Genomic DNA, 22,090 nt, shown 5'->3' on the forward strand with positions numbered 1-22,090 from the left:
ACATTATCGCACATTATCTCCCAAACACCAACTCAGTTTGAGTACTTCGGCGTGTTTTCCGACAAAACTGCACGTAATCGCACATCCACACACCCGTAACTCGAACAATTTCCACCGCACGGCTCCACACCCGCACTCGTGCAATCAGTCGACGCCCGCCTCGGCCTCGTCCACGAGCTCGTCGTCGAGCACATCGTCGGGGCCGTCCTCGATCTGGCGTTTCGCGTCGGTGATCTCGCGGGGGATCTCGTCGGGGTCGTGCAGCTGGCGATGCATGCGCGCGAACCCCCAGCGCGTCACCTTGTTCATCGCCTCGCGCACGATCGACCCGTCCATCTTCGATTCGCCGCGCGCGCGTTCGGGGAACACGATCGGCATCTCCACCACGGTGCCGCCAGCGGCGACCACACGCCGGGTCATGTCGATCTGGAACACGTAGCCGTTGTCTTCGATGGTGTGCAGGTTCACCTTGCGCAGGATGCCCGCGCGGTAGACCCGGAACCCCGAGGTCATGTCGCGCACCTTGAGCCCGAGCATGAGGCGCGCGTACTGCGAGCCCACGCGGCTGATGAGGTCGCGGTACCACGGCCAGTTCTCGGTCGTGCCGCCGGGCACGCGCCGCGAACCGACCACGAGGTCGATGTTCGCGTTCCCCTCGATCCGGTCGAGCATGCGCTTGAGGTCGTCGGGGCGGTGCGAGCCGTCCATGTCCATCTCGCAGATCAGCGTGTAGCCGTGCCCGAGCGCCCATGTGAAGCCGTCCACATACGCCGAGCCGAGCCCCAGCTTGCCTTTGCGGTGCAATACGAACACGCGCGAATCCATCGTGCAGCCGTTGATGCGGTTCGCGATCTTCAGGTCCGGCGTGCTCACATGCGCGTCGTAAAGCACCTTGGCGTTCTTGCCGTCACGCTCGAAGCCCACGTCGCTCGGCTGCGCGCCGGGCTTGACGCGCACGCTCAGTTGCGGCGCCATGTTGGTGGCCTTCGAGATCACGTCGGCGAGCGTGCCGGTGCCGTCGGGCGAGGCGTCATCGACGATGAGCACGTCCACGCCCGGGTTCTGCACAAAGACGCCGGTGAGCGTGGGCTCCAGGTTGTCGCGCTCGTTGTACGTTGGCATGACCACGCATACGCGATCCGTCATCTGCCCACCTCCTGCTTTCGGCTATGCCACGACTGTAGTGCGCGGCGCCGTGGTCCGCCCGCCGTGAACCCGTGCGCCTCGACGCGCGAAGGCGTTCGTGGCACAATGGACGCATGTCTTATGTATCAGAGCATAGTCTGCACGACGCCGTCAACAAGGCCACGACCGACCTGTTCACCTTCGCGTACAAAAACGTCATCAAACCGCATTTCGTGTTCAACCACACGCCCGACGTGGCGCATGACCAGATGATCGGCTTCTGCGATGTCACGCGCCGCGTGCCGCCGCTCATGTGGCTGCTGCGCACGATGCTCGACTACACCGACCCGGTGCTCGAGACCACCACGATGGGCGTGCATTTCGCCAATCCCTTCGGGCTTTCCGCCGGCCTTGACAAGAACTGCGAGATGCCCGTGCTGCTCGACAACGCCGGCTTCGGCTTCGAAACGGTGGGATCCACCACGTCACGCCCGTGCCGGGGCAACGCGCGCCCGTGGTTCCACCGCCTGCCCGAATACGATTCGATGATGGTGCATGTGGGTCTGGCCAACCTCGGTTCCGCCGAAGTGATCGACCGCGCGCAGCGGGCGTGGAGCAGGACGAAGACGATGCAGATGTCCGTGTCGATCGCCCGCACGAACGACCATCTGGTGGGCGACCTGGACGAAGGCATCGAGGACTACTGCATCTCGATGCGCCGCGCGGCCGGGCGCACCGCGATGGTCGAAGTGAACGTCTCCTGCCCCAACACCACCGCGGGCGAACCGTTCACCGCGGACCCCAACGCGCTCGACCGCCTGTTCACCGAACTCGACAAGATCGACCGCCCGCAGCCCACACTCGTCAAGATGCCGCTCAACAAGACCTGGCCCGAGTTCAAGGAGCTGCTCGACGTGCTCGCCGAGCACAATGTGCAGGGCGTCACGATCGCCAACCTGCAAAAGGACCGCAGCGGCCTGAACATCCCGCGCGACTGGCCCGGCGGTCTTTCGGGCGGTCCGTGCACGGTCGAAAGCACCGAACTGATCCGCCGCGTCTACCGCGACTACGGCCAGCGCTTCGCGATCGCGGGCGTCGGCGGTGTATTCACGCCGCAGCAGGCCTACGACAAGATCCGCGCCGGCTCGTCGCTCGTCATGTTCATCACGTCGCTCATGTACCGCGGGCCGCAGCAGATCACCGTGCTCAAGCGTGGCTTGGCGGAGCTGCTCAAGCGCGACGGCTTCGCGCATGTGGGCGAAGCCGTCGGCGTCGACGCCTGACCGCTACGCGTCACCACGCGCCGCGCAGATACTGCGGCGGGTATGGGATCTGCGCGCGCCCGACGCCCAGTTTCGCGGCGGCGCGCAGCGGCCAGTACGGGTCGCGCAAGGCGGCGCGACCGATTTCCACGGCGTCGGCCTGCCCGTGCGCCACGATTTTCTGCGCCTGTTTGGGCTTCGTAATCAGGCCGACCGCCGTCGTCGGCACACCTGCCTTCGCGCGGATGCGGTCGGCGAACGGCACCTGGTACCCCGGTTTGACGGGGATCGTCACGCCGTCGATCAGGCCGCCCGTCGACACATCGATGAGGTCCACGCCGTGCTCCTTGAGCGTGCGCGCCAGCACGACCGACTGGTCGACGTCCCAGCCGCCCTCGGCCCAGTCGGTCGCCGATATGCGCACGAACAGCGGCAAGTCGTCGCGGATCACGCCGCGCACCTCGTCGACGACCTCCACGAGCATGCGCATGCGGTTGGCGAGCGAACCGCCGTAGTCGTCGGTGCGCGTGTTGATCAGCGGGTCGAGGAATTCCGAGAGCAGATACCCGTGCGCGGCGTGGATCTCGACCGCCTCGAACCCGGCGGTCATCGCGCGCCATGCGGCGTCGCGGAAGCGGTGCACAATCCCGTGGATGTCGTCCACATCCAATGCGCGCGGCGCCTGCAGGCCGCCGAACGCCAGGTCCGAGGGGCCCACGGTGGGCCAACCGCCCTTGTCGGCCGGCACGGTTTGCCCATCGTATCCAATCGAGAAACAGCCGATCGAACCTTTGCGCCCGGCGTGGTTGAGCTGGATCGCGGGCACGGCGCCGGCCTGTTTGACCGCTTCCGTGATCCACCGGTACGCGTCAATCTGCGCGTCTTCCCACAGGCCCAGGTCGCATGGCGAGATGCGACCGTCGGGCGTGACCGCGGTCGCTTCGACGATGATGAGGCCGAAACCGCCCAGCGCACGGGACACATAATGCTGGTAGTGGAAGTCTGTGGGCCGGCCGTCGCGCGCGAACGCCGAATACATGTCCATCGGCGGCAGCCATACGCGGTTGCGCGCAGTCATGCCGCGCAAGGTGATCGGGGTGAACAGCGCCGGCTCCGTCGCCTTGACCGTTGTCTGTGACGCCTTGGTTGCCTTGGCTGCCTTCGATGTCTTGGATTGCTTGATGCCCTTGGCTTGTGATTGCGTGCCCATACCCCGCCACCCTACCACACTGGATACGGACGGCATGACGGCTGCCCCGCTACGGGTAGTGTCCTTGCCGCCACGTGCACATATGGCGGTGGCGGCGCACCAGCTTGGATGCGCCGCCACCGGTCAGCCGCGTTTGGTGGGGCCCGGAATCAGGATCACCGGTTCTGCTGGTTTTGGTTCTGTTGCTGCTGCAACTGGCCCTGCTGCGTGCCCTGCACCATGTCGCTGGTCTGCGACCTTGAGACGCCCACCTGTTTCATGTACTTGTCCGCAGCCTGCCCGTAGTCGTTGTCCATCGGCAGGTTCTTCTTCGCCGCGTATTGGCTCACGGCCCTGCTGAACGCAGGCGCGGCGATCGTCGAGCCATCCCAGTAGCCGTGGTATTCGCCATTGATCGCGATGTTCTCGATCGGGTGGTTGATCGGGTCCTGCACGTCGCCGACGAGCACGAACGTGGCGATCTGGTGCGGAACGAACCCACCCGTGGTCACATACATGTTCTCGTTCGTACCGGTTTTCGCGAAAGTCTTGCGGTTGTCGGCCAGCTGGGCCGCGCGCGCGGCGCCGTCAGGGCGCGTCACGCCTTGGTTCATCGTGTAGGCGAGCGTCTGGATGATCTCCTTGTCCACCGCCTGGTGGCAGTTCGCCTGCGGCACATCGAGCTTGTTGCCGTCGGAGTCCTCGGCCGATTTGATCGCCACCGGCGTGCACTCGACGCCATCGGCCGCGATCGTGGCATACACGTTGGCCATCGTGAGCGGCGAGACCGAGGTGGTGCCGCCGATCAGCAGCGCGGGGTGCATCGAGATGTCGCTGTAGACGTCTTCCTGCCCGATCTTCGAATTGTGGTAGCCGAGCGACTTCGCGGCGTCGGCCACCGCACACAGGCCGATCTGCGCGCCCATCGCCGCCATCGTGGTGTTGTGCGAATGCACGAGGCCGAGGAACGGGCTTTCCGGGCTCACCGTGCCGTTCGTCAATGCGTTCGTGACGTGCCAGTTGTCGGAGCCGCCCTGGTAGCCGTTGCACGAGAACCTGTTCGTTAGGAAGTCGGTGGGAGCCACAAGGCTTTCGTTGATCGAACGGCCCTGCTGCATCCACGCCACGAGGTTGATCGGCTTCCACGACGAGCCGATCTGGAAGCCCTGGCCGCCGCCGTCGATCTGGTCCACCGCGTAGTTCATCGACGAGCGCGTGGGGTCGGTGGCCGCCGCGTCGGTCGCGTCATAGGTGCGGTTGAGGCCGAAGCCGAGCACTTCGCCGGTGCCGGGTTTCACCGAGGCCATCACGATCTCCATGCCGCTCGAATCGGCCGCTGGGATCGTGGCGTTCGCCACGTCCATCATCGCCGCGTTCGCATCCAGGTCGAGCGTCGTCACGATCTTGAGGCCGCCCTCCTGCAGCAGGCGCTCACGGTCTTCCGCCGTCTTGCCGAATTCGGGCGAGTTCTCGATCTTGTGCACCACGTAATCGCAGAAATAGCCGGCGTCGTACTTCGCGGCCATGCAGCCGCGGCTCACGCTCGTCAAATGCAGCGTGTCGACAAGCGGCGTGTTCACGGCCTCCTCGTACTCCTTCTGCGTGATGAAGCCTTGGTCGTGCATCAGTTGGAGCGTGATGTTGCGCTGCTTCTGCGCCTCTTCCTGGTTCTCTGGAATCGAAGGGTCGTATTTCGACGGGTTCTTCGTGATCATGGCGATCGTGGCCGCTTGCACCACATTCAGTTTGTCCGCGGTCGTGTCGAAATACCGTTCCGCCGCCGCCTGCACGCCGTACAGCGAATTGCTGCCGAATTGCGCGATGTTCAGGTACCCCTGCAAGATCTCCTGCTTCGAATACTTCTTCTCCATCTGCACCGAGATGAGCATCTCGCGCAGCTTGCGCGAGATCGTGTCTTCGGTGGCATGGTATGCGGCGATCGGGTCGTTGTTGTCGCGCGCCTTGGTGGCGAGCACGTTCTTCACGTACTGCTGCGTCAGCGACGAACCGCCCTGCTGGTCGCCCTTGCGCATGTAGGTCTGCACGAACGCGCGCATCACGCCCTGCACATCCACGCCCGAATGCTCCCAGAAGCGCTTGTCCTCGCGGGCCACCACGGCCTGCATCATCGGTTTGGAGATGTCTTTGAGCGGCACCACTTCGCGGTTCTGCGCATAGAACTCCGCGATCACGGTCTTGCCGTCGCTCGCGTACATCGTCGATTTCTGCGGCAGATTTGTCACATCGAAGTCAATGCCTTCCACCTGCATCGACGGGGCCACCGCTTTGGCCACATTGTTCGCGCCCATCACCGCGGGCAGGAACAGCACGCTCATCGTCACACCGCCCGCAATGCACAGGGTGATGAACGCGAGCGCGAGCGCAAGCACGCGCATTCCAGTCAGGGATTTCTTCTTGTTCGGCTTCGGCATGCTGACCATTCTAAATGGTCGGCTCTACTGCGTCCACAGCTTCCCCGCAATGCTCACGCAATGTGCGCAACCGCCCGCGCTAGCGCTGCGAGCGGCGGATCAGTTTGCCCGGCTGGTAGATGATGATCGTGCGCCCCTCGCGCGCGATCCATCCGCGGTTGGCAAAATCCATGAGCGCCTTGTTCACTGTTTCGCGGGACGACCCCACAAGCTGCGCCATCTCCTCCTGCGTCAGGTCGTGCGGCACCTGCAGGCCCTCCTCGACCGGCTTGCCGAAGCGTGCCGCCAGATTGAGCAGTGTCTTCGCCAAGCGCGCGGGCACGTCCATGAACACCAGGTCCGCGATCCGCTCGTTGTTCAGGCGCAGGCGGTTCGCCAGCACCTGCAGCATGTCGACGGCCACGCGCGGGTGCGCGTTGAGCCACGCGAACAGCGCGTCGTGTTCGAGCCACACCACTTTGGTGCCATTGAGCATCGCCACTGCGGTCGCCGTGCGCGGGCCCCCTTCGGGGTCGAACACGGGAATCTCGCCGAGCACTTCGCCGCGCGTGTGGATGCTCAGCAGCTGCACGCGGTTGTCCGCCGACTGCCGGATCAGCTTCACGCGCCCCTGCTCGATCACATACATGCGGTGATCGGTGTCCCCCTCGCGGAAAATCGTGTCGCCTTTGTTCACCATAGCGCTGTGCATATGTGGCAGCAGCTCCTCCGCCTGTTGCACGGAGACCTGCTTGAACAGGGCCGTGTGCAGCAGCGGGTTGTGCGTCTGATCGTCGTTGTGCGTCGCCATGACCACCTCATGCTTGAACCGTGTGCCTGCGCCCGGGCCGTCCATGGGCGCACGGTTGTCCCATTGTAGTCCAGCCACGCACCGAACCCCAGCCTGCCGCGCCCCTGCGCGTCATACGGCGCCAAATGCGCGCGCCGTGCGCACGAGGCGCGCCACGACCTGCGCGCGCGTGAGCCGTGTGCCCGCGCATATCGGCTCCACGCGTTTCGCCGCCGATTTGACCGCTTTGTCAGACATCTTCTCGGCGCTCGTGTTCAACACGGCGCCCATTGCGCGCGCGTCGATGCTGTACGCGAGCGTCGTGTGGTGCAATATGCAGCCGGGTTCGCCGGGCACGCGCTGCTGAGCCGACCCGCCGATCTTGCCATGCGGGCCCGCGATGTCGTTGAGGCCGGCGAACCGCGCACGCACACCGCACGCGCGCAGCCCCTCGATGAGCCACATATCGCACAACTGGAACGATTGCGCCACATCGAGCCCCTGCACAAAACCGAGCGGCGCGTACAACGAAACGGTGATCGTGCGCGCAGGCTCGATGACCATCGCGCCGCCGCCCGAATCGCGCCGCACCACGTGCACGCCGCGCGCACGCGCCTGGTCGAGATGCACTTCGTCTTCGATTGACTGGTACGCCCCGCACACCACCGCGGGCGCGCCCCAATCCCACACGCGCAGCGTGGCCGGGCGCGCGCCGTGCGCCACCTGCCGCGACCATTCGCGCTCCACGCGCATCTGCTCTTCGGGCATGCGCGGGCAGTCCTCCACGAGCACGGGGGCGAGCGCACGCCAGCGTTCGCGCACCTCGCGCGGGTCGATCAGCGGCGGCTGGGGGTGCTCGCCGTGCTGTGCGGCCTGCCATTGGCGGTGGATGCGCGCGTTGCGTTCGCCCTCAAACCGCGCGAGCGCCTGCGCGAATGGTTCGAGCGCGCGCTGTGCATGGGCGCGCAACGTGGCGAGCGCGATGGATTCGGCGTTCGCGCCGATCAACGCGCGTTCCACAATCGGTTCGAGCGCGCGCACGGTGGCGCGGTACCACGGTTCGATCGCCACGCCGGGCGCATCGAGTGCGCTAAGACGCCCGGCGAGCGCCTCTTCGGCCTGCGCGATCACCGCGGCGGACGAACGCTCGCCGGCGGCGAAGAAATCGCCGTCGATATGGCATGTGCGCGTGCCGGCTGCATCCGCAACCGTCACGCGCACGAGTTTGCCGCCGGGAATCTTGACTTCGCCGATTGCGGGCATGGGTCAGTCGACGAGTTCGACGCCGCGGGCGTCGCGGTGGGCCGGCGTGCCGTAGTTCGATGTGAGGATTTGCACACCTTCGACGATCGACCAGATGATCGCGGCGATCGGTCCGAGGCCGAACAGGATCCAACCGAGGCATGTGAGCAGCACCTGGGCGATCGCCTTGCCGGTGAAGCCGAGGTAGAAGTTGTGGATGCCCAAAGCGCCGAAGAACAGCGCGAGCAGGCCGGCGAGGATCTTGTTGCGCGGGATGTAGCCCGTCGGCACCGCCGCATATGTCGGGGTGCCAGGGGCCGGCTGGCCGTATTGCGGCTGCGCGTACTGCTGCCCGTACGGATCGGCGGACGGCTGTGTGTATGGATCGGCAGCCGGCTGCGCATACTGATCCGCAGCAGGTTGTGTATAGGGATTGGAGGCCGGCTGGCCGTATTGCGGGGTGTTCGCCGTGGCTGGCTGCGTGTATGGATTGGCGGTGTGCGCGGCGACATTCGGCATGGCGGTCGTGGCCTGCTGGTCGGCCGAGTACGGGTCGTCCATGGTGCCGTTCGGATTCGGCGGCAGATCAGGCATCTGCGGCATTGCCGTGGTGAAGGTCTCGGTCACTTCGATGTCCTGCTGATTGGCGTCAGCTGTGGTGCCACCGGTATACGCGGCGGGCGTCTCGTCGTTGGACGGCGCGGGGTTGATGTTCGGATTGGTCGGATCGGTCATGGATGCTCTTTTCGTGTCGTGTTTGCCGTGCCCAGCCGTATTGGCTGTCGGCTGCCATTACCACTCTACACGGCCACAGGTTGATGGGGCCTCTGTTTTCCGGCTCACGATGGCTGTCGATGGTCATCTGCCAGACACCGACAGCCATACTGTAGGTAATCGGCGACAGCACATGACTAGTCGCCAGACACCAACGGACATACGGAAGGCAGTCGGCGACAACCCGTGGCTAGCAACTAGATACCAACGGACATACGGAGAACGGGAATGCGGTGGAAACAGGACTGGGTGTAATGGCGTATGATAACGGCGGCCGGCATGCTTATGGGCTTGCCGGCCGCCGCCGAAGCATCAAGCGCGAGGCTCAGGCCACGTAGGTTGGGCCGTATTCGCTCGGTACGTGGGTCGTGGCGATGTACGGGCCTGCGGTGGGGCTCGCGTAGGTCTGGAAACCGTTGCTGTAGTTCATCGAAGCTTCTTCACAATTGCAGCACATAGCTGTACCTCTTTCGCTGGTTGGGCGCGCGGTGTGCGCGCCGTGAATCGTGCGTATTCGCAGCTCAGTCTACAGCCGAGCCACGATGAAAGACGGGCGTCCGGCCCGGCATGCGACCATGCCGCGTCAGATGCGGGCCAGGATGTCGCGGCCCACTTCCGCGGTGGAACGCGTGGTGGAGCCGAGCTCCTCGATGTCGGCCTCGACCGCGGCGTCGATCCGCGCGGCGGCGGCGTCGAACCCCAGGTGGCGCAGCAGCATGGCCGCCGACAGGATGGCGGCGGTCGGGTTCGCGATGCCCTGGCCTGCGATGTCGGGCGCAGATCCGTGGATCGGCTCGAACATCGACGGGTATTCGTTGATCGCGTTGATGCAGCCGGACGCGGAATAGCCCACGCCGCCCACCACGGCGCCCGCCTCATCGGTCAGGATGTCGCCGAACAGGTTGTCGGTCAGGATCACGTCGAAGCGCGAGGGGTCGTTGACCAGGTAGATTGTGGCGGCGTCCACATGGTTGTAGTCGTGCGTGACCTCGGGGTACTCCTCGCCCACCTTGTCCACGATGCGCTGCCACATGTCACCGGCGTTCACGAGCACGTTCTTCTTGTGCACGAGCGTCACATGCTTGCGGCGCTTCATGGCCAAGTCGAACGCGTAGCGCACCACGCGCTCCACGCCGTACGCCGTGTTGATCGAGACCTCGGTGGCCACCTCGTGCTCGGTGCCCTTGCGGATCGCGCCGCCGGCGCCGCAATACAGGCCTTCGGTGCCTTCGCGCACCACCACGAAGTCGATCTCGCCCGGCTCGGCGAGCGGCGAGGTGACGCCCTTGTACAGCTTGGACGGCCGCAGGTTCACATACTGGTCCAGCGCGAAGCGCAGCTTGAGCAGCAGCCCGCGCTCGAGCACGCCCGCCTTGACGCGCGGGTCGCCTACCGCGCCGAGCAGGATCGCGTCGGTGCCCTTGATACGCTCCAGGTCCTCGTCGGGCAGGATCTCGCCGTCGCGCAGGTAGCGCTCCGCGCCCAGATCGAAGTCCACATAGGTGAACTGCGCCGCGTCGCCGGCCGCCTTCTCAAGCGCCTGCTGGGCCCACGGCGTGACTTCCTTGCCAATGCCATCGCCGGGAATCACGGCGATCGTGTACTGCGTCTTGTTTTCACTCATAAGACGCGAGCGTACACGCGGCGCGCGCATGGTGAACCCATGCGGCTCATTTCTTGGACAGCTCTTCGCAAAACATCCACATGGCAAGACGCCCCGCGCTACATGAGCTCGGTCGCACGCATCACGTCGAGGCACCACGCGTTCTCGTAGCACACGTCGCGCCAACGCTTGTAGCGGCCCGTGCCGCCGCCGTGCCCGGCCTCCACCTCGACCTTGATCACGGCGTCGAGCCCGGCCGCCTGCAGGCGCGCCACCCATTTGAGCGGCTCCACCACAAGCACGCGCATGTCGTTCATCGACGTCGTCACAAAGATGCGCGGGTAGGCCTCCACCGCCTCGCCGTCGCGCCACACGGCGCGCGCCGGCTGGGCGGCCGCGGGCTCGGGAATCGCAGGCTCGTCGATGCGCCCGTCATCCGCGGGCATCGGCGAGTTCTCGTACGGCGAATACCCGCGCATGTACTGGTACGCCTCCACATCGTGCAGCGGGTCCCCCCATTCGTCCCATTCGGTCACGGTGAGCGGCAGGCTCGGGTCGAGCATCGTCGTCAGCGCGTCCACGAACGGCACGTCCGCCTCGATGCCGGCGTACCGTTCCGGCGCCAGATTCGCCACCGCGCCCATCAGCAGGCCGCCGGCGGACCCGCCGTTCGCCACCGTGCGCGCCGGATCCGCGAGACCGCAGTCCTGCAGCGCGGCCGTGGCGTCCACGAAATCCTCGAATGTGTGTTTTTTGTTGAGCCGCCGGCCCGTTTCGTACCATGCGCGCCCCATCTCGCCGCCGCCGCGCACATGCGGCACGGCATAGAGCACACCGCGGTCGAGCATGCTCACGCGCGCCACCGAGAACGCGGGGTCGGTGCTGATCTCGTACGCGCCATACCCGGTGATGAACATCGGCATCGACTCGAGCGGCGCGCCCTTCTTGTAGACGAGCGAGACGGGGATCGATTCGCCGTCGCGCGCACGCACCCAGATCGACCGTTCGGCGTACGCGCGCGCGTCGTACCCGCCGAGCACCGTGGCGGCCTTGAGCAGCGTGTCCTCGCCCGTGGCCGGGTCGATTTCGCGCAGTTCGCCCGGCCGCGTGTAGCTCGTGAACGAATAGCGCATGCGCGGCGCCTCGTACGAGGGATTGCCGGCCGTGCCGATCGAATACATGCGCCCGGCCGTGCCCTCGAACCCGCGCAATGCCGGCACGTCGGCCGGTTCGTCGTCGCCTTCGAGCGGCGGCGGCACAAGCTCGGTGAAGCTCCACGGGCGGCCGGACAGGAAATCGCGCGCCGCCTGACCCTTCGTAGTGATCGCGAGGCGCGGCAGGCCGTCGCCGCGGTACGAGAGCGCCACGAAGTTCTTGTGGAACGCGATGCCTTCGATCGCGAGCCCGCGCACGCCCTGCAACAGGGCGGGGTTCCGCGCATCGGTGAACGGTGTGCCGACCGGCGTCCGCCGCGCGCCGGGCGCCACACGGTCGCCGAGCTCGGTGCCGTACGGCGAGCCGACCGCGATCGTCACGCCGTCGCCCAGCCGGTACGGCGGTTTGTGCGCACGCATGTCGATCACGTCGATTTCGAAATTGGGATTGACCGCGTTGTGGTAGACGACCGCGATCGGGATGTCCTCGCCCTGCTCACCCGCATGCTCGAACACGCCGAAGCTCACGTCGTATTCAATGCCCTCCCGCCGCGGGATGACCGGGGTGAACTCGCCTTCCGGGTCATCCACAGGCAGCATCAGCACCTCGCTCGTGGTCTTCGAGCCGGTGCCGATCACGATGTGCCGGTCGTCGAACGACATGCCGACACCGGTCCAGAACCGCTCGTCACGCTCCTCGTACACATCCACGTCGGATTCGACCGGCGTGCCGACCTTGTGCCGGCGGATCAGGTACGGGCGCTGCGCGTCGTCGAGCACCGTGTAGAACACATACCGGGCGTCGGGCGTGAAGCACGCGGCGGCGATGCCGTCGAAGCGCTCGGGCAGCTCCTCGCCGGTGTCGAGGTCACGGATTGTGAAATCATAGCGTTCGTCGCCGCGCGTGTCGACGCCGAAGAGCATCCAGCGGCCGTCCTTGCTGATGTCCATGCCGCCGAGCGCGAAGAACTCGTGCCCTTGCGCCTCCACGTTCGTGTCAAAGATGACCTGCTCCCCCGCGAGCTCGCCCGGCGCCTGTGCGGCGTCAATCACCGGCGGGTCCCAGTCGTCCGCGCCGCGGATCGGCAGGCGGCATTGTGTACCGTACTGCAGCCCCTCCTGCGTGCGCACGTAATACCAGTAGCCGTCCATGCGCGTCGGCACCGACATGTCGGTCTCCTGCACGCGCGACTTGAACTCGTCGAACAGCCGCTCACGCAATGGTTCGAGATGGGCCATGCGCGTGGCCATGTATGCGTTCTCCTCCTCCACGAACCGCTGCAGTTGCGGCGATTCCTTGTCGCGCATCCACTCGTACGGGTCGACGAACACGTCGTTGTGGAATGTGCGGGTGGTGGGCGTGCGCCGGGCGCGCGGCGGCTGTGGTGCGTGCTGTTCGTTGGTCATGCGCCGATTATAGGCACGCCTCACGGCATGCGGCGCGCGCCTATACGAACTGCTGCAGATACGGCAGCATGGTCTTGCGGATGTTCGAACCCGTGGCGCCGGTGAACACCGGCACGTCGGTCACCGGCATCGGCTGCGTGGCGGCGAACCCGGCCACCGAGGCCAGACCGCCCACCGATTCGCGCGCGGAAAGCTGGCGGATGCCAATCGCGAGCACACGCCCCGGATAGCGCTTGGCGATTTCGGCGTACGTGCTCGGGTCCTTCTGCCCGTCGTCGCCCAGCAGGATGAACTTCATGTCGGGGAAGTCCTCCATGAGCTGCTCGGCGTATTCGAGCTTGTGCTGCACGCCGGAAGGCACGAAGGTCTTGGGGCGCGGGTCCAGGTCGCGCAGCAGGAGCGGCCCGTCGGGGAACCCGTAGTCGAGGATGAAGTTGCGGATCGAGCTCTCCACGTTCCATGGCGAGGTGGACAGGTAGAAGAACGGCGCATCCGGGAACATGCGCCGGATGTCGTTGTACATGACCGCCATGCCCGGCACGGAGGCGCGTTTGCGCGGCGAAAGCAGCAGCATGTTGTATGCCGCCTTCCACAGCGTGGGCACCTGTGTCACCATGATCGTGTCATCCACGTCGGAGATCACGCCGACCTTCGCGTCGCTCGGGATCGTGAACAGTTCCGCCTCGACCGGCCCGCGCCGCGGCACCTTGCAGCTGAAGCGGTGCACGCCCGGCTGTAGGCGGTGCTCGGCGAGCAGGTCCAGATAGCCTGCGGAGTCGGACACCGAATACGCCATCGTCTGTGCACGCGCCGGGTCGTTGCGGTCATACACCTCCATCGTGCCCACCTGCACGGTACGCAGCGGCACGCCGTCGATGTGGATGCTCACACGCTCGTGCGCCGCCGGCACCTCGAGCATCGCGTGGATGCCGCGCATCGGCGTATGCGGTTTGGCGCGCGTCGGCTCGTAGATCGTGCGGCACACGAGGCGCGAATATTCCTCGGTGCCATAGCCCACATACGGTTTGACGCTCGGGAACCAGTTGAGATGCTTCACGAGGTTCGTCGAGAGCTTGAGCCACACGCCGAACACGCCGATGATGCTTTTGCGCACCAACTGTTTGAGCGGGTTCTTCCACTGCAACCGCCGGCGCCGTGCAATCCGTTCGCTCACCGCCGGCAGCGCGGTGCCCGCGGACACCGCACCGAGCGGCACCGCCACGGTGGGCATGTCGCTGTTGGATGTGGCGGCGCTCGTCGTGCGCAATGCCACGGCCGCCGCCGGCGCGTCGGGCCCCGCCGCAGACGTGTTCGGCGAACTGCTCACCACACGGCCTTGCCGGTGCTGTTCCTCTTCGGCTTGGATCAGCGCGTGCTGCAGGATGCTTTTAACCTGCTGTGGCGCGTGCCGGATGTCGTCCCTGTCCGTCATGCGGCGATCTTCTCCGCGTACTCTTCCGCGCTGAGCAGATCCGGGCGGTCGTCGTCAAGGTCGATCTTGACAAGCCAGCCTTCGCCGTACGGGTCGTCGTTCACAATCGCGGCGTCGTCCTCCGCCTCGTGGTTCACGTATTTCACTGTGCCCGCCACCGGGCTGATCACCGGTTCCACCGCCTTCGACGATTCGACCTGCATGAGTTCGTCGCCGGCCTCCACGCGTGTGCCCACCGACGGCAGGTCCACGAACACGATGTCGCCCATGCGTTCGGCCGCGTACTCGGTGATGCCGAGGACCGCCGGCTCCTTCGTGTCATCGACCCACACGTGGTCTTCCGAATACTGCAGGTGCTTGGGAATGTCGAGTCGGCCCACCGGTTCCATTGCGTCGTTCATCGTCTTGCTCCGTTCTTGTATGCCTTGCGTGTGCTTCCCCCAGTCTAGGCCATCTTCAGTCCAGGCTGCGGCCATACCATTCCTCGATCATGTAGCGCGCGATCGTGGCTTTGCCGGGCGCACTGATGCGGCCGGTCACGAGCAGGTCGGTGAACTCGTCTCGGGTCACCCACCGCGCGTCGGCCACCTCCTCGCCGTCTACATGAATCTGCGTCGAGAGCGCCTGCCCTTTGAACGCCATCATCAGCGAGATCTTGAACGGCCACGGCTGCGAGCCCAGGTATTTGACTTCGCCCACCTCGATGCCGGTCTCTTCCATCGTCTCGCGGCGGCAGGCGTGCTCGAGGTTCTCGCCGGCTTCCACGAACCCCGCGCTCACCGAGTAGAGCGTCGGGTCGGCCCATGCGCGGTTGTGCTGCAGCAGCAGGCGGTCCTGTGAATCGACGACCGTCATGATCACCGCCGGCTCCACGCGCGGGAACAGCAGGCGGTGCCCGTCGTCGCCGTTCGTGCAGCGCTGCGCCCAGCCGCTCATCGCGGGCCGTGTCGGCGCTCCGCACGCCGGGCAGTGTGTTTGGTAGGCGAACCAGTTGGCGAGCGAGAGCATGGTGGTGGCCACGCCGATGTCGCGGCCCGACGCGCGCGGCACGAACGCGCGCAGGTCGACCCAGTCGAAGCGCTGCACGGCCGATTCGAGCACAGCCGGGCCGCCAGCCGCGTCCCCGCGCTCGTCGAACGCAGCGTCCACCGCGCGAGCGGCCGGCGGCACCGCGTCCACCGCGCTGATGTCGAGCGCCACAATGCGCTCGGGGTGCGCGCCGGCGACTTCGCCCAAATACATCGCCACAACATGCGGGTGGCTCGCCAATGCGTCGGCCACATAGGCGCCCGGCAGCGTGGCGAGCCGCATGCGCGCGTGCGGCTGCGCGGCCGCATTGCGCTGGCCAAGCGGCACGGCGAGCAGGCCGTTGCGCGTCAGGACCACGCGCGCGCCCGCTTCGCGCAGCGTGCGGTCGATCAGCCCCGGGTCCGCGCGCCGCTCCACCTGATAGTCGATGGAGCCCTGCGCGAGCGGCAGATACGGCAATGCCTGGGTGAGTGCCAATGGTGCGAACATGATGATTCCCCTCGTTGATGGATGGTTATTCCGCTGCGATGGCGCGCGGCACGCGTGCGATCAGCCCGTGCAGCGCGTGCGCCACGATGTCGGGGCGTTCCCATGCGCTGAAGTGGCCGCAGTCCTCGATTTCTGTCATCGCCACATCGGTGCCGGTCATCGCGCGCGCGATCGGCTCCATCACGGCGGGCGCGCTCGACGGGTCGTTCTCGCCGCAGATCACGGCCACCGGCGCGGTGATGCGCGCGAACTGGCCGTTGAGATCGGGGCGGCCGGCCGCCATCAGCTCGCGCCATGCGATGCCCGCCGGCTGCTGTTCGCGGATCCACGTGGAGAATTGGCTGATGTAGTCCGGGGACTGTTTGACGGTGGAATCGCCCGGCTGCACCTCGGTGAAGAACATCACGGGGTCGGTCGTGTGCCGTTGCACGCATTCGCGTGCGATCTCGATGCGATGTGCGCGCGAGGCCGGCGCGTCGGCGTCGCCCTTCGTGTCGAGCAGCGCCATGCCCGCCACGGCCTCGGGGTGGCGCCGCTGCACGTCGAGCACCAGATAGCCGCCCATCGACAGCCCCGCCCAGATCGCCTGCCCGTAGCCGGCGGCGTGCAGCAGGTCCACGTAGGCGTCGGCCATCAGGTCGAGCGCGTCGGGAAGCGCCCCATCCTCGGCGCGCGCACCACTGTCCTCCGGTCGGGGCACTGGGCTCGCGCCGGCGCCTGGCATGTCAGGTGCCCAGATCGGGTATTGCGTACACTCCTGCGCATCGGACATCTCCATGAGCGCGGTGGCGCAACGGTCCCACATGCGGTGGTCCACAGGGAATCCGTGCACCAAGATCAGCGGGATCCCCTCGCCTTCGCGGTAGACGTGGTTTTCAATCGTCAGTGCCATGGTTGCAGCTCCTCAGTTCCTGTGCGCGTGCGTCACGCAACGTCCACGCACCACCTTAGAGCACCACCGCCGATCACAGGCCGGCCCAGGCAAGCGCCTGGCGCACAATGTAGTCGTGGCCGTCGGCCATCTGCTCAAGGAACGAGTCGAGCGCGGCCGTGCGCGGGTCGACCCACTCCACGTCGAGCGTCTCGTCCTGCGGCTTGCAATCGCCCGCGATCGGCACCATGTAGCACAGCGCGATCGCGTGCTGGCGCGCGTCGTGGTATGGCGAGACCCCCGGCGTGGGGAAGAATTCGGCCACGGTGAACGGCATCAACCCCTGCGGCAGCTGCGGCAGTGCGATGTCACCCAGGTCCTTCGAGATATTGCGCGCAATGGCCTCGCGAATCGTCTCGTGGTACAGCACACGGCCGGCGATGAGCGTGCGCTCCACAATCGAGCCGTCGTCGCACACACGCAGCAATGACCCGATCTGCGTGACGCGCCCGAACTCGTCCGCGCGCACCGGCACGACCTCCACATACGCGATCGGCATCTGGCGGCGGATCCGCCCCAGGCTCTCGCCGTCAAGCCAGCCGGGAGGTGTGGCGCGCCCCGAACCATGATCGCGCGTGAAATCCTCCGGCGTGATGTTGTCGAACTCGCCGCGGCGGCGGCCGGCATCGTAGTCGTCGTTGTCTGGCACTTCATCATTCAGCACTGGCATGCCCCCATTATGGCGCAATCCGCGCGTCGACTCCAGCCGCACACACCGCGCGGATTATCCCCGTGGCTGATTTCCCGGCGCGCCGGGGCGAGTATGGAATGCTGGGGAGTGGAATCGGTTGACCATAGTACTGGTGAACCGAACGAACGTCATGAAGGAGCAGACTATGGCAGTTCAAGAAATCACGGAAGAGACTTTCGCACAGGCGGTGCAAGACAACACACTCGCGTTCTTCGACTTCTACGCCACCTGGTGCGGCCCGTGCCGCGCCTTCGGCCCGATCTTCGACAAGGCCTCGGAAGCCAACCCCGACATCTTCTTCGGCAAGATCGACATCGACAAGAACCAGAACCTCGCCAACCAGGCGAACGTGCAGGCCGTGCCGACGCTGATGATCGTCAAGGAAGGCCACATCATCTACCAGGAGGCCGGTGCCCTGCGCGCTCCGGACCTCGACGACATCATCGGCCAGGCCAAGAAACTCGATGTGGCGGCTGCGCTCGCCGAAGCCGAGAAGAACGGCGGCGACCCGCACGAGGTGCTTGAGGAAGGGGAGGTTCAGGCCTGAGCCTGACCTCCGTCCCGGTACTGTGCCCGAATCTTCACACTCCGCAGCTTGCGGAGTGTGAAGATTCGGGCATATTCCTATATAAGGAGAGCGGTGCGCGGTATAATGGGCTGCAGTGCGCATTCCGGCGGCGGCCACAGGCGTGGCCGCGCGCACCGAGGTTGGCGCGCGCCCTGCGAGTGGGCGTTTTTGGCAGCGCGAATCAGCCATGAGCAATACCGCCGAGGATTAGTGGACGTAGTCAGAGGAGCATAATGTCGGCTCATCACAAGTCGAACAACCCCACCCTTCGATCGCTGAGCAAGCGTCAATGGATGCGCATTGCCGCGGCGGCCGCAGGCGTTGGTCTGGTTGTGACCGGCGGCTTGGCCACGCGCAGCATCTATGCCGACGCGAAGCCCGAGGCGGCACCGCAGCCGACCGCGTATTCCGTGTCCGATTCCCACGCCGCCTCCCGTGGCAATGCCCGTGAGGCATTGGACGGCGAAGCCACGTACGTCAACGTCTCGATCAACGGCAAAACCCGCACCGTGCTGGGCACCAACTTCACCGACGTGAAGTCCGTGCTTGACGCCGGCGACATCACGCTCGAATCGGGCGACACCGTGAAGCCCGACCTGCGTACGCCGGTTGACGAATCGACGACGATCGAGATCACGCGCGCAGGCGCCAAGATGGAGACCGAAGAATCGAAGATCCCGTTCAACACGGTGAAGAAGGAGACCGCCGACCTGCCAAAGGGCACCGAGAAGGTGCAGACCGAAGGCCAGGAAGGCATCCTGGAAAAGACGAACCTCGTCACTCGTTCCGGCGACAAGGTGATTTCGTCGAACACCTTCACCTCATACGTCAAGAAGGCCCCGGTCGAAAAGGTGATCCTCGTGGGCACCGGTGTGCAGCAGGCGGATCCGACGCAGCAGGCGCAGCCTTCCACCACGCAGAAGACCGAGGGCAACGCGTCGTCCAACAACAATGCCGCCGCCTCGCCCTCGATCGGCACCACCGTGCCGGTGGGCGACATGCAGCAGTGGGCCCATGATTACCTGCTGGCCAACGGGGGCACGGAAGCCGACTTCACCGCCACTGTGTACATCATCAGCCACGAATCCGGCTGGTCGGTCACGGCCACGAACGCGTCTTCTGGCGCCTACGGCCTCGCCCAGGCGCTGCCGGGCAGCAAGATGGCCTCGCACGGCGCCGATTGGGCCACCAACTACCAAACGCAGCTCAAGTGGTTCTGGGATTACTGCAAGGGCCGGTACGGCTCCATCCAAGGCGCTTACACGTTCTGGCAGGCCAACCACTGGTATTAAACCCAAGCGTCTACATATCGCTGGGGGGGGCGGGCACATGACGTGCCCGCCCCTCACTTGCATTACTAGGCGTGTTCAATCAAACACGTACCGCACAGGATCAGACTGCCTGAGCCGGCTCTTCGGTGCGCTTTTGCTTCTTGCGACCACGCTTCTTCATCACGCCGGTCTTCTTGCTGGCCACATCGAAGATGATGGTTTTGTCATCGATGAACGGATTGCCGTGCAGGTGGGCGTACGCCACCTCGTCATCGGCGACTTCGGGAAAATCGAAGAACTTGAGCACCGTATCCATCACGATCGGCATGTTCAGCGTGACCGAAGCGGTCTTCTTGGCCGGCTTCACGAATTCGATGGCATTGGCGTCGCTGCCACTGCATGCTTTCACGGCAATCTGCTTGCTGTGGGGATTCGTCAGAATCTGCACGAACCGCGGCGAGCCAAGTTCGAGTACGGAATTCTTATTGAATCGAATATAGCGAGGCGTAATAGTCAAAATGGACTTGCCTGCCGGAGCAGCCGGGTTGACCATTTCAAAACCTTGTAAAATCGACATATACGAACTTCCTTACATCGAGGAATGAATGATGCCGTACCACTATAAAATATAGTCTGTACAAAAGCAAATTGATTTCAACGATATGGAAATTACTGTATCGAAAAACCTTCGAAGAACCCGGATATCTAGGCGCCATTAATCCCATGGAACACAGATACTCAAGTCGCATAGATACGCGTCGGTCACTGCACCGGGCACTGCTTCACGTAGGTCACGTCGGGCTTCTCCGAGGCCGTCGGCGTCTCGTCCACACCAAGCTTGTGCTTGGCATCCGGCGAGACGGTCACATCAAAGGAATACGTGACCTCGCTCTCCGGCTGCACCTGCGTGATCGTGGTGTAGATGAGCCGGAAATTGAGCGAATCCGCAACCGGGTCGGCTCCATTGCCCGTGACTTCGAAATCGCTCATCGTGCCGCCCGCCGGCGGCATGAACACGATCTTTTCGAAGCTGGTGCCATGGCTGTCAGGGAATTCGGACCGGATGCCGGTGATGTACTGCGGCAAGGTCTTTGATTCCTCATCGGTCATCGTGTTCCGGATCGTGTACTCCACGTGGTATTTCGCCGGGCCGTCCTCCAAGCAGTCAAGCTGCGTGATCTTCGTGGATCGCTTGATGTACCACCCCATCTTCGACGGGTTGTTCTCGGTGATGTAGATGCCGATCTCCGGCTTGGCCTCATCGAGCGGGAATGTGGGTGTCAGCTCGGTATCCCAGAAGATCCGCTGCATCGTCGGATCGAAGGAATACACAGCGAGGTGGCGGTTGTGCGCAAGGGTGAGCATCTCGCTCGCCAGCTTGGCCATCTTGCCGGCATCCAGATCGCCCATGAGTCGCTTGACGCATGCTTTCGCCACAGTAGCGAACATCGCGTCGGTCTCTTCGGCCGGATACTCTTTGTATGCGGTGTTGATCAGGAAGTCCGCGGTGTTCGTGCCGGTCAGCACCGTGCCGTTGGACAGCGTCACATCGCCGAGCACCTTAACGAGGCTTTGCACCATGAGCGGGTCGGCGAGCACAATGCCATTGAGCTCGGTGTCTTTTCCGATCTCCGTCTGGTCCCAGATGGCCCTGAAATAGTCGGCAACACGCACGGTGTCGGGGGAATTCGCGATATCGCGCGCATCGTAATTCAGGCTCATCGGGCCCTCTTCCCTATAGATGCGGTTTTCGTCTTCCGACAGGTTGCGTGCAGTGATGGCGTATCCCGGGAATTGTGCTGTGCTGGCGAAATCACCGATTTCGATCTTGCCATCGGTGAGCGTCACTGTGCCGACCGCACCGATGAGACCACCGCTCGCGCGCATCTCCCCCGGTGTCATCGCCAGAATGGCATATGTCTGCTTGCCTTCGTACCCGAGCCACTTGGGCAGGTTCGGAATGTATTCGTCCACAGCCGCCTGCATGTAATAGTCGGCCCTGTCGAGCATGCCACGGCTGCTGTTCAGCGCATTCGCCACAATGCCGATGCGCGGTGTGGGAATTCTGTCGAATTCCTCGGTGTACCGCTGCAGCGATTGCGCGGCGGTTTCCAGCTCAGGCAATGCTTTGACGATCGGCTCTGCATTGATGCTGCCATTCCTGTAGATCGACTTGATGTCGACGCTCTGCGCGACATCGGCGAATTTCGGTGCCGTATCCTGCGCCATGTCGTCCACCACGTCGGTCATCATGCGCACAACGCGCATGCTGCCTTTGATGCCAGGCAATTTCTCGGTGAACGACCACAACGGCCCGTTCGTGATGTTCTTCGCGGCACGCGTCTGCTTCTGCATGTCCGCGACAACCCCGTCAAGGTCGTTGAGCCTATGCTTCTTGACGGCGTCTTTGACGACGGCGATCGCCGCTTCCTCATGATGCTTGACGAGCAGCGCCTGCGTACCGACAGTACCGGCGAACACCACCATGACCGCCGCGATGGCAATGAGCACCCAACCCCACCAACGGATACGGCGGTACCACGGCTTGTGCGGCGCAGCGTCAACAGCCACCGCACTCTGCGCCGTTGCTGCGTTGCCGGCTTCCACCTCCGGATGCATCTCTTGCCCGTGCTGCGCCTGATCATCATGCGACGTCATACTGCCCGTCTCTCCTGTCTCGGTTGTGCGGCTGAAAGTACCCAAGCTGGTGCGTGCGGGCGGA

The 22,090-nt window shown here is 64.8% G+C and carries 18 protein-coding genes; 3 read left to right on the forward strand and 15 right to left on the reverse strand.

Translation table 11 applies throughout. The annotated features are described in order from the left end of the window. Positions 1-144: 144 nt before the first annotated feature. Positions 145-1,146, reverse strand: coding sequence for a glycosyltransferase (locus BPSG_RS01205; protein ID WP_080699232.1), 1,002 nt, complete (start codon positions 1,144-1,146; stop codon positions 145-147). 113 nt (positions 1,147-1,259) lie between these two features. Between BPSG_RS01205 and BPSG_RS01210 the strand changes: the two genes are divergently transcribed. Further along, positions 1,260-2,408, forward strand: coding sequence for a quinone-dependent dihydroorotate dehydrogenase (locus BPSG_RS01210; protein ID WP_026643655.1), 1,149 nt, complete (start codon positions 1,260-1,262; stop codon positions 2,406-2,408). 10 nt (positions 2,409-2,418) lie between these two features. Here BPSG_RS01210 and BPSG_RS01215 read toward each other — a convergent pair whose 3' ends face one another. The 12 genes from BPSG_RS01215 to BPSG_RS01270 all read right to left on the reverse strand — a co-directional run bounded on the left by BPSG_RS01215 (position 2,419) and on the right by BPSG_RS01270 (position 17,508). Next, positions 2,419-3,597, reverse strand: a complete 1,179-nt coding sequence (locus tag BPSG_RS01215) for an NADH:flavin oxidoreductase/NADH oxidase (RefSeq protein ID WP_236822959.1) — start codon at positions 3,595-3,597, stop codon at positions 2,419-2,421. A 155-nt stretch (positions 3,598-3,752) separates the two neighbouring features. Next, complete coding sequence (locus BPSG_RS01220; RefSeq protein WP_026643657.1) at positions 3,753-6,008, reverse strand: transglycosylase domain-containing protein; 2,256 nt, start codon at positions 6,006-6,008, stop codon at positions 3,753-3,755. A gap of 79 nt (positions 6,009-6,087) precedes the next feature. Next, on the reverse strand, positions 6,088-6,798 hold the full coding sequence (locus BPSG_RS01225; protein ID WP_033502311.1) for a Crp/Fnr family transcriptional regulator: 711 nt from the start codon (positions 6,796-6,798) through the stop codon (positions 6,088-6,090). 111 nt (positions 6,799-6,909) lie between these two features. Next, positions 6,910-8,040: a lipoate--protein ligase family protein gene (locus tag BPSG_RS01230; protein WP_026643659.1), complete on the reverse strand. Its 1,131-nt coding sequence runs from the start codon at positions 8,038-8,040 to the stop codon at positions 6,910-6,912. A 3-nt stretch (positions 8,041-8,043) separates the two neighbouring features. Beyond that, on the reverse strand, positions 8,044-8,754 hold the full coding sequence (locus BPSG_RS08225) for a TM2 domain-containing protein (RefSeq protein ID WP_051592007.1): 711 nt from the start codon (positions 8,752-8,754) through the stop codon (positions 8,044-8,046). Positions 8,755-9,376: 622 nt separating this feature from the next. Continuing rightward, positions 9,377-10,417 (reverse strand): 3-isopropylmalate dehydrogenase, encoded by a 1,041-nt coding sequence (locus BPSG_RS01240; RefSeq protein ID WP_026643660.1) that lies wholly within the window; start codon positions 10,415-10,417, stop codon positions 9,377-9,379. Between the two features lie 98 nt (positions 10,418-10,515). Then, positions 10,516-12,957, reverse strand: coding sequence for a S9 family peptidase (locus BPSG_RS01245; RefSeq protein WP_026643661.1), 2,442 nt, complete (start codon positions 12,955-12,957; stop codon positions 10,516-10,518). Positions 12,958-12,997: 40 nt separating this feature from the next. After that, positions 12,998-14,389, reverse strand: a complete 1,392-nt coding sequence (locus tag BPSG_RS01250; protein WP_099309723.1) for an App1 family protein — start codon at positions 14,387-14,389, stop codon at positions 12,998-13,000. Next, positions 14,386-14,790, reverse strand: coding sequence for a glycine cleavage system protein GcvH (gene gcvH, locus BPSG_RS01255; RefSeq protein WP_026643663.1), 405 nt, complete (start codon positions 14,788-14,790; stop codon positions 14,386-14,388). The genes BPSG_RS01250 and gcvH overlap by 4 nt, the downstream gene beginning before the upstream one ends. Before the next feature lie 55 nt (positions 14,791-14,845). Beyond that, positions 14,846-15,907, reverse strand: coding sequence for an NAD(+) diphosphatase (gene nudC / locus BPSG_RS01260; RefSeq protein ID WP_026643664.1), 1,062 nt, complete (start codon positions 15,905-15,907; stop codon positions 14,846-14,848). A 25-nt stretch (positions 15,908-15,932) separates the two neighbouring features. Further along, positions 15,933-16,799 carry an alpha/beta fold hydrolase gene (locus tag BPSG_RS01265; protein WP_026643665.1) on the reverse strand — a complete coding sequence of 289 codons (867 nt, stop codon included), beginning with the start codon at positions 16,797-16,799 and terminating at the stop codon, positions 15,933-15,935. A 73-nt stretch (positions 16,800-16,872) separates the two neighbouring features. Next, positions 16,873-17,508 (reverse strand): NUDIX hydrolase family protein, encoded by a 636-nt coding sequence (locus tag BPSG_RS01270; RefSeq protein WP_022858828.1) that lies wholly within the window; start codon positions 17,506-17,508, stop codon positions 16,873-16,875. Positions 17,509-17,674: 166 nt separating this feature from the next. Here BPSG_RS01270 and BPSG_RS01275 point away from each other — a divergent pair, with 166 nt between their 5' ends. Together BPSG_RS01275 and BPSG_RS01280 are read left to right on the forward strand one after the other, a co-directional pair. Beyond that, on the forward strand, positions 17,675-18,076 hold the full coding sequence (locus BPSG_RS01275) for a thioredoxin family protein (protein ID WP_026643666.1): 402 nt from the start codon (positions 17,675-17,677) through the stop codon (positions 18,074-18,076). Between the two features lie 254 nt (positions 18,077-18,330). Continuing rightward, positions 18,331-19,389: an aggregation-promoting factor C-terminal-like domain-containing protein gene (locus BPSG_RS01280; protein ID WP_026643667.1), complete on the forward strand. Its 1,059-nt coding sequence runs from the start codon at positions 18,331-18,333 to the stop codon at positions 19,387-19,389. Positions 19,390-19,489: 100 nt separating this feature from the next. Here the strand turns inward: BPSG_RS01280 and BPSG_RS01285 are convergent, their stop codons facing one another. Together BPSG_RS01285 and BPSG_RS01290 are read right to left on the reverse strand one after the other, a co-directional pair. Beyond that, positions 19,490-19,945, reverse strand: coding sequence for a hypothetical protein (locus tag BPSG_RS01285; protein WP_026643668.1), 456 nt, complete (start codon positions 19,943-19,945; stop codon positions 19,490-19,492). A gap of 185 nt (positions 19,946-20,130) precedes the next feature. Then, a complete protein-coding gene (locus tag BPSG_RS01290) occupies positions 20,131-22,026 on the reverse strand; it encodes a DUF4012 domain-containing protein (protein WP_051592008.1) in 1,896 nt (631 codons plus the stop codon). Positions 22,027-22,090: the final 64 nt, after the last annotated feature.

Origin of the sequence: Bifidobacterium pseudolongum subsp. globosum (assembly GCF_000741295.1) — a bacterium.
Classification (GTDB): domain Bacteria; phylum Actinomycetota; class Actinomycetes; order Actinomycetales; family Bifidobacteriaceae; genus Bifidobacterium; species Bifidobacterium globosum.

Excerpts from the sequence above, each read along its gene's own strand:
- BPSG_RS01230 (WP_026643659.1), bottom strand. The coding sequence starts at position 8,040 with ATGCCCGCAATCGGCGAAGTCAAGATTCCCGGCGGCAAACTCGTGCGC.
- BPSG_RS01215 (WP_236822959.1), bottom strand. The coding sequence starts at position 3,597 with ATGGGCACGCAATCACAAGCCAAGGGCATCAAGCAATCCAAGACATCG.
- gcvH (WP_026643663.1), bottom strand. The coding sequence starts at position 14,790 with ATGAACGACGCAATGGAACCGGTGGGCCGACTCGACATTCCCAAGCAC.
- BPSG_RS01225 (WP_033502311.1), bottom strand. The coding sequence starts at position 6,798 with ATGGCGACGCACAACGACGATCAGACGCACAACCCGCTGCTGCACACG.
- BPSG_RS01290 (WP_051592008.1), bottom strand. The coding sequence starts at position 22,026 with ATGACGTCGCATGATGATCAGGCGCAGCACGGGCAAGAGATGCATCCG.
- BPSG_RS01270 (WP_022858828.1), bottom strand. The coding sequence starts at position 17,508 with ATGCCAGTGCTGAATGATGAAGTGCCAGACAACGACGACTACGATGCC.
- BPSG_RS01280 (WP_026643667.1), top strand. The coding sequence starts at position 18,331 with ATGTCGGCTCATCACAAGTCGAACAACCCCACCCTTCGATCGCTGAGC.
- BPSG_RS01205 (WP_080699232.1), bottom strand. The coding sequence starts at position 1,146 with ATGACGGATCGCGTATGCGTGGTCATGCCAACGTACAACGAGCGCGAC.
- BPSG_RS01210 (WP_026643655.1), top strand. The coding sequence starts at position 1,260 with ATGTCTTATGTATCAGAGCATAGTCTGCACGACGCCGTCAACAAGGCC.
- BPSG_RS01275 (WP_026643666.1), top strand. The coding sequence starts at position 17,675 with ATGGCAGTTCAAGAAATCACGGAAGAGACTTTCGCACAGGCGGTGCAA.
- BPSG_RS01220 (WP_026643657.1), bottom strand. The coding sequence starts at position 6,008 with ATGCCGAAGCCGAACAAGAAGAAATCCCTGACTGGAATGCGCGTGCTT.
- BPSG_RS01240 (WP_026643660.1), bottom strand. The coding sequence starts at position 10,417 with ATGAGTGAAAACAAGACGCAGTACACGATCGCCGTGATTCCCGGCGAT.
- BPSG_RS01285 (WP_026643668.1), bottom strand. The coding sequence starts at position 19,945 with ATGTCGATTTTACAAGGTTTTGAAATGGTCAACCCGGCTGCTCCGGCA.
- BPSG_RS01250 (WP_099309723.1), bottom strand. The coding sequence starts at position 14,389 with ATGACGGACAGGGACGACATCCGGCACGCGCCACAGCAGGTTAAAAGC.
- nudC (WP_026643664.1), bottom strand. The coding sequence starts at position 15,907 with ATGTTCGCACCATTGGCACTCACCCAGGCATTGCCGTATCTGCCGCTC.
- BPSG_RS01245 (WP_026643661.1), bottom strand. The coding sequence starts at position 12,957 with ATGACCAACGAACAGCACGCACCACAGCCGCCGCGCGCCCGGCGCACG.
- BPSG_RS01265 (WP_026643665.1), bottom strand. The coding sequence starts at position 16,799 with ATGGCACTGACGATTGAAAACCACGTCTACCGCGAAGGCGAGGGGATC.
- BPSG_RS08225 (WP_051592007.1), bottom strand. The coding sequence starts at position 8,754 with ATGACCGATCCGACCAATCCGAACATCAACCCCGCGCCGTCCAACGAC.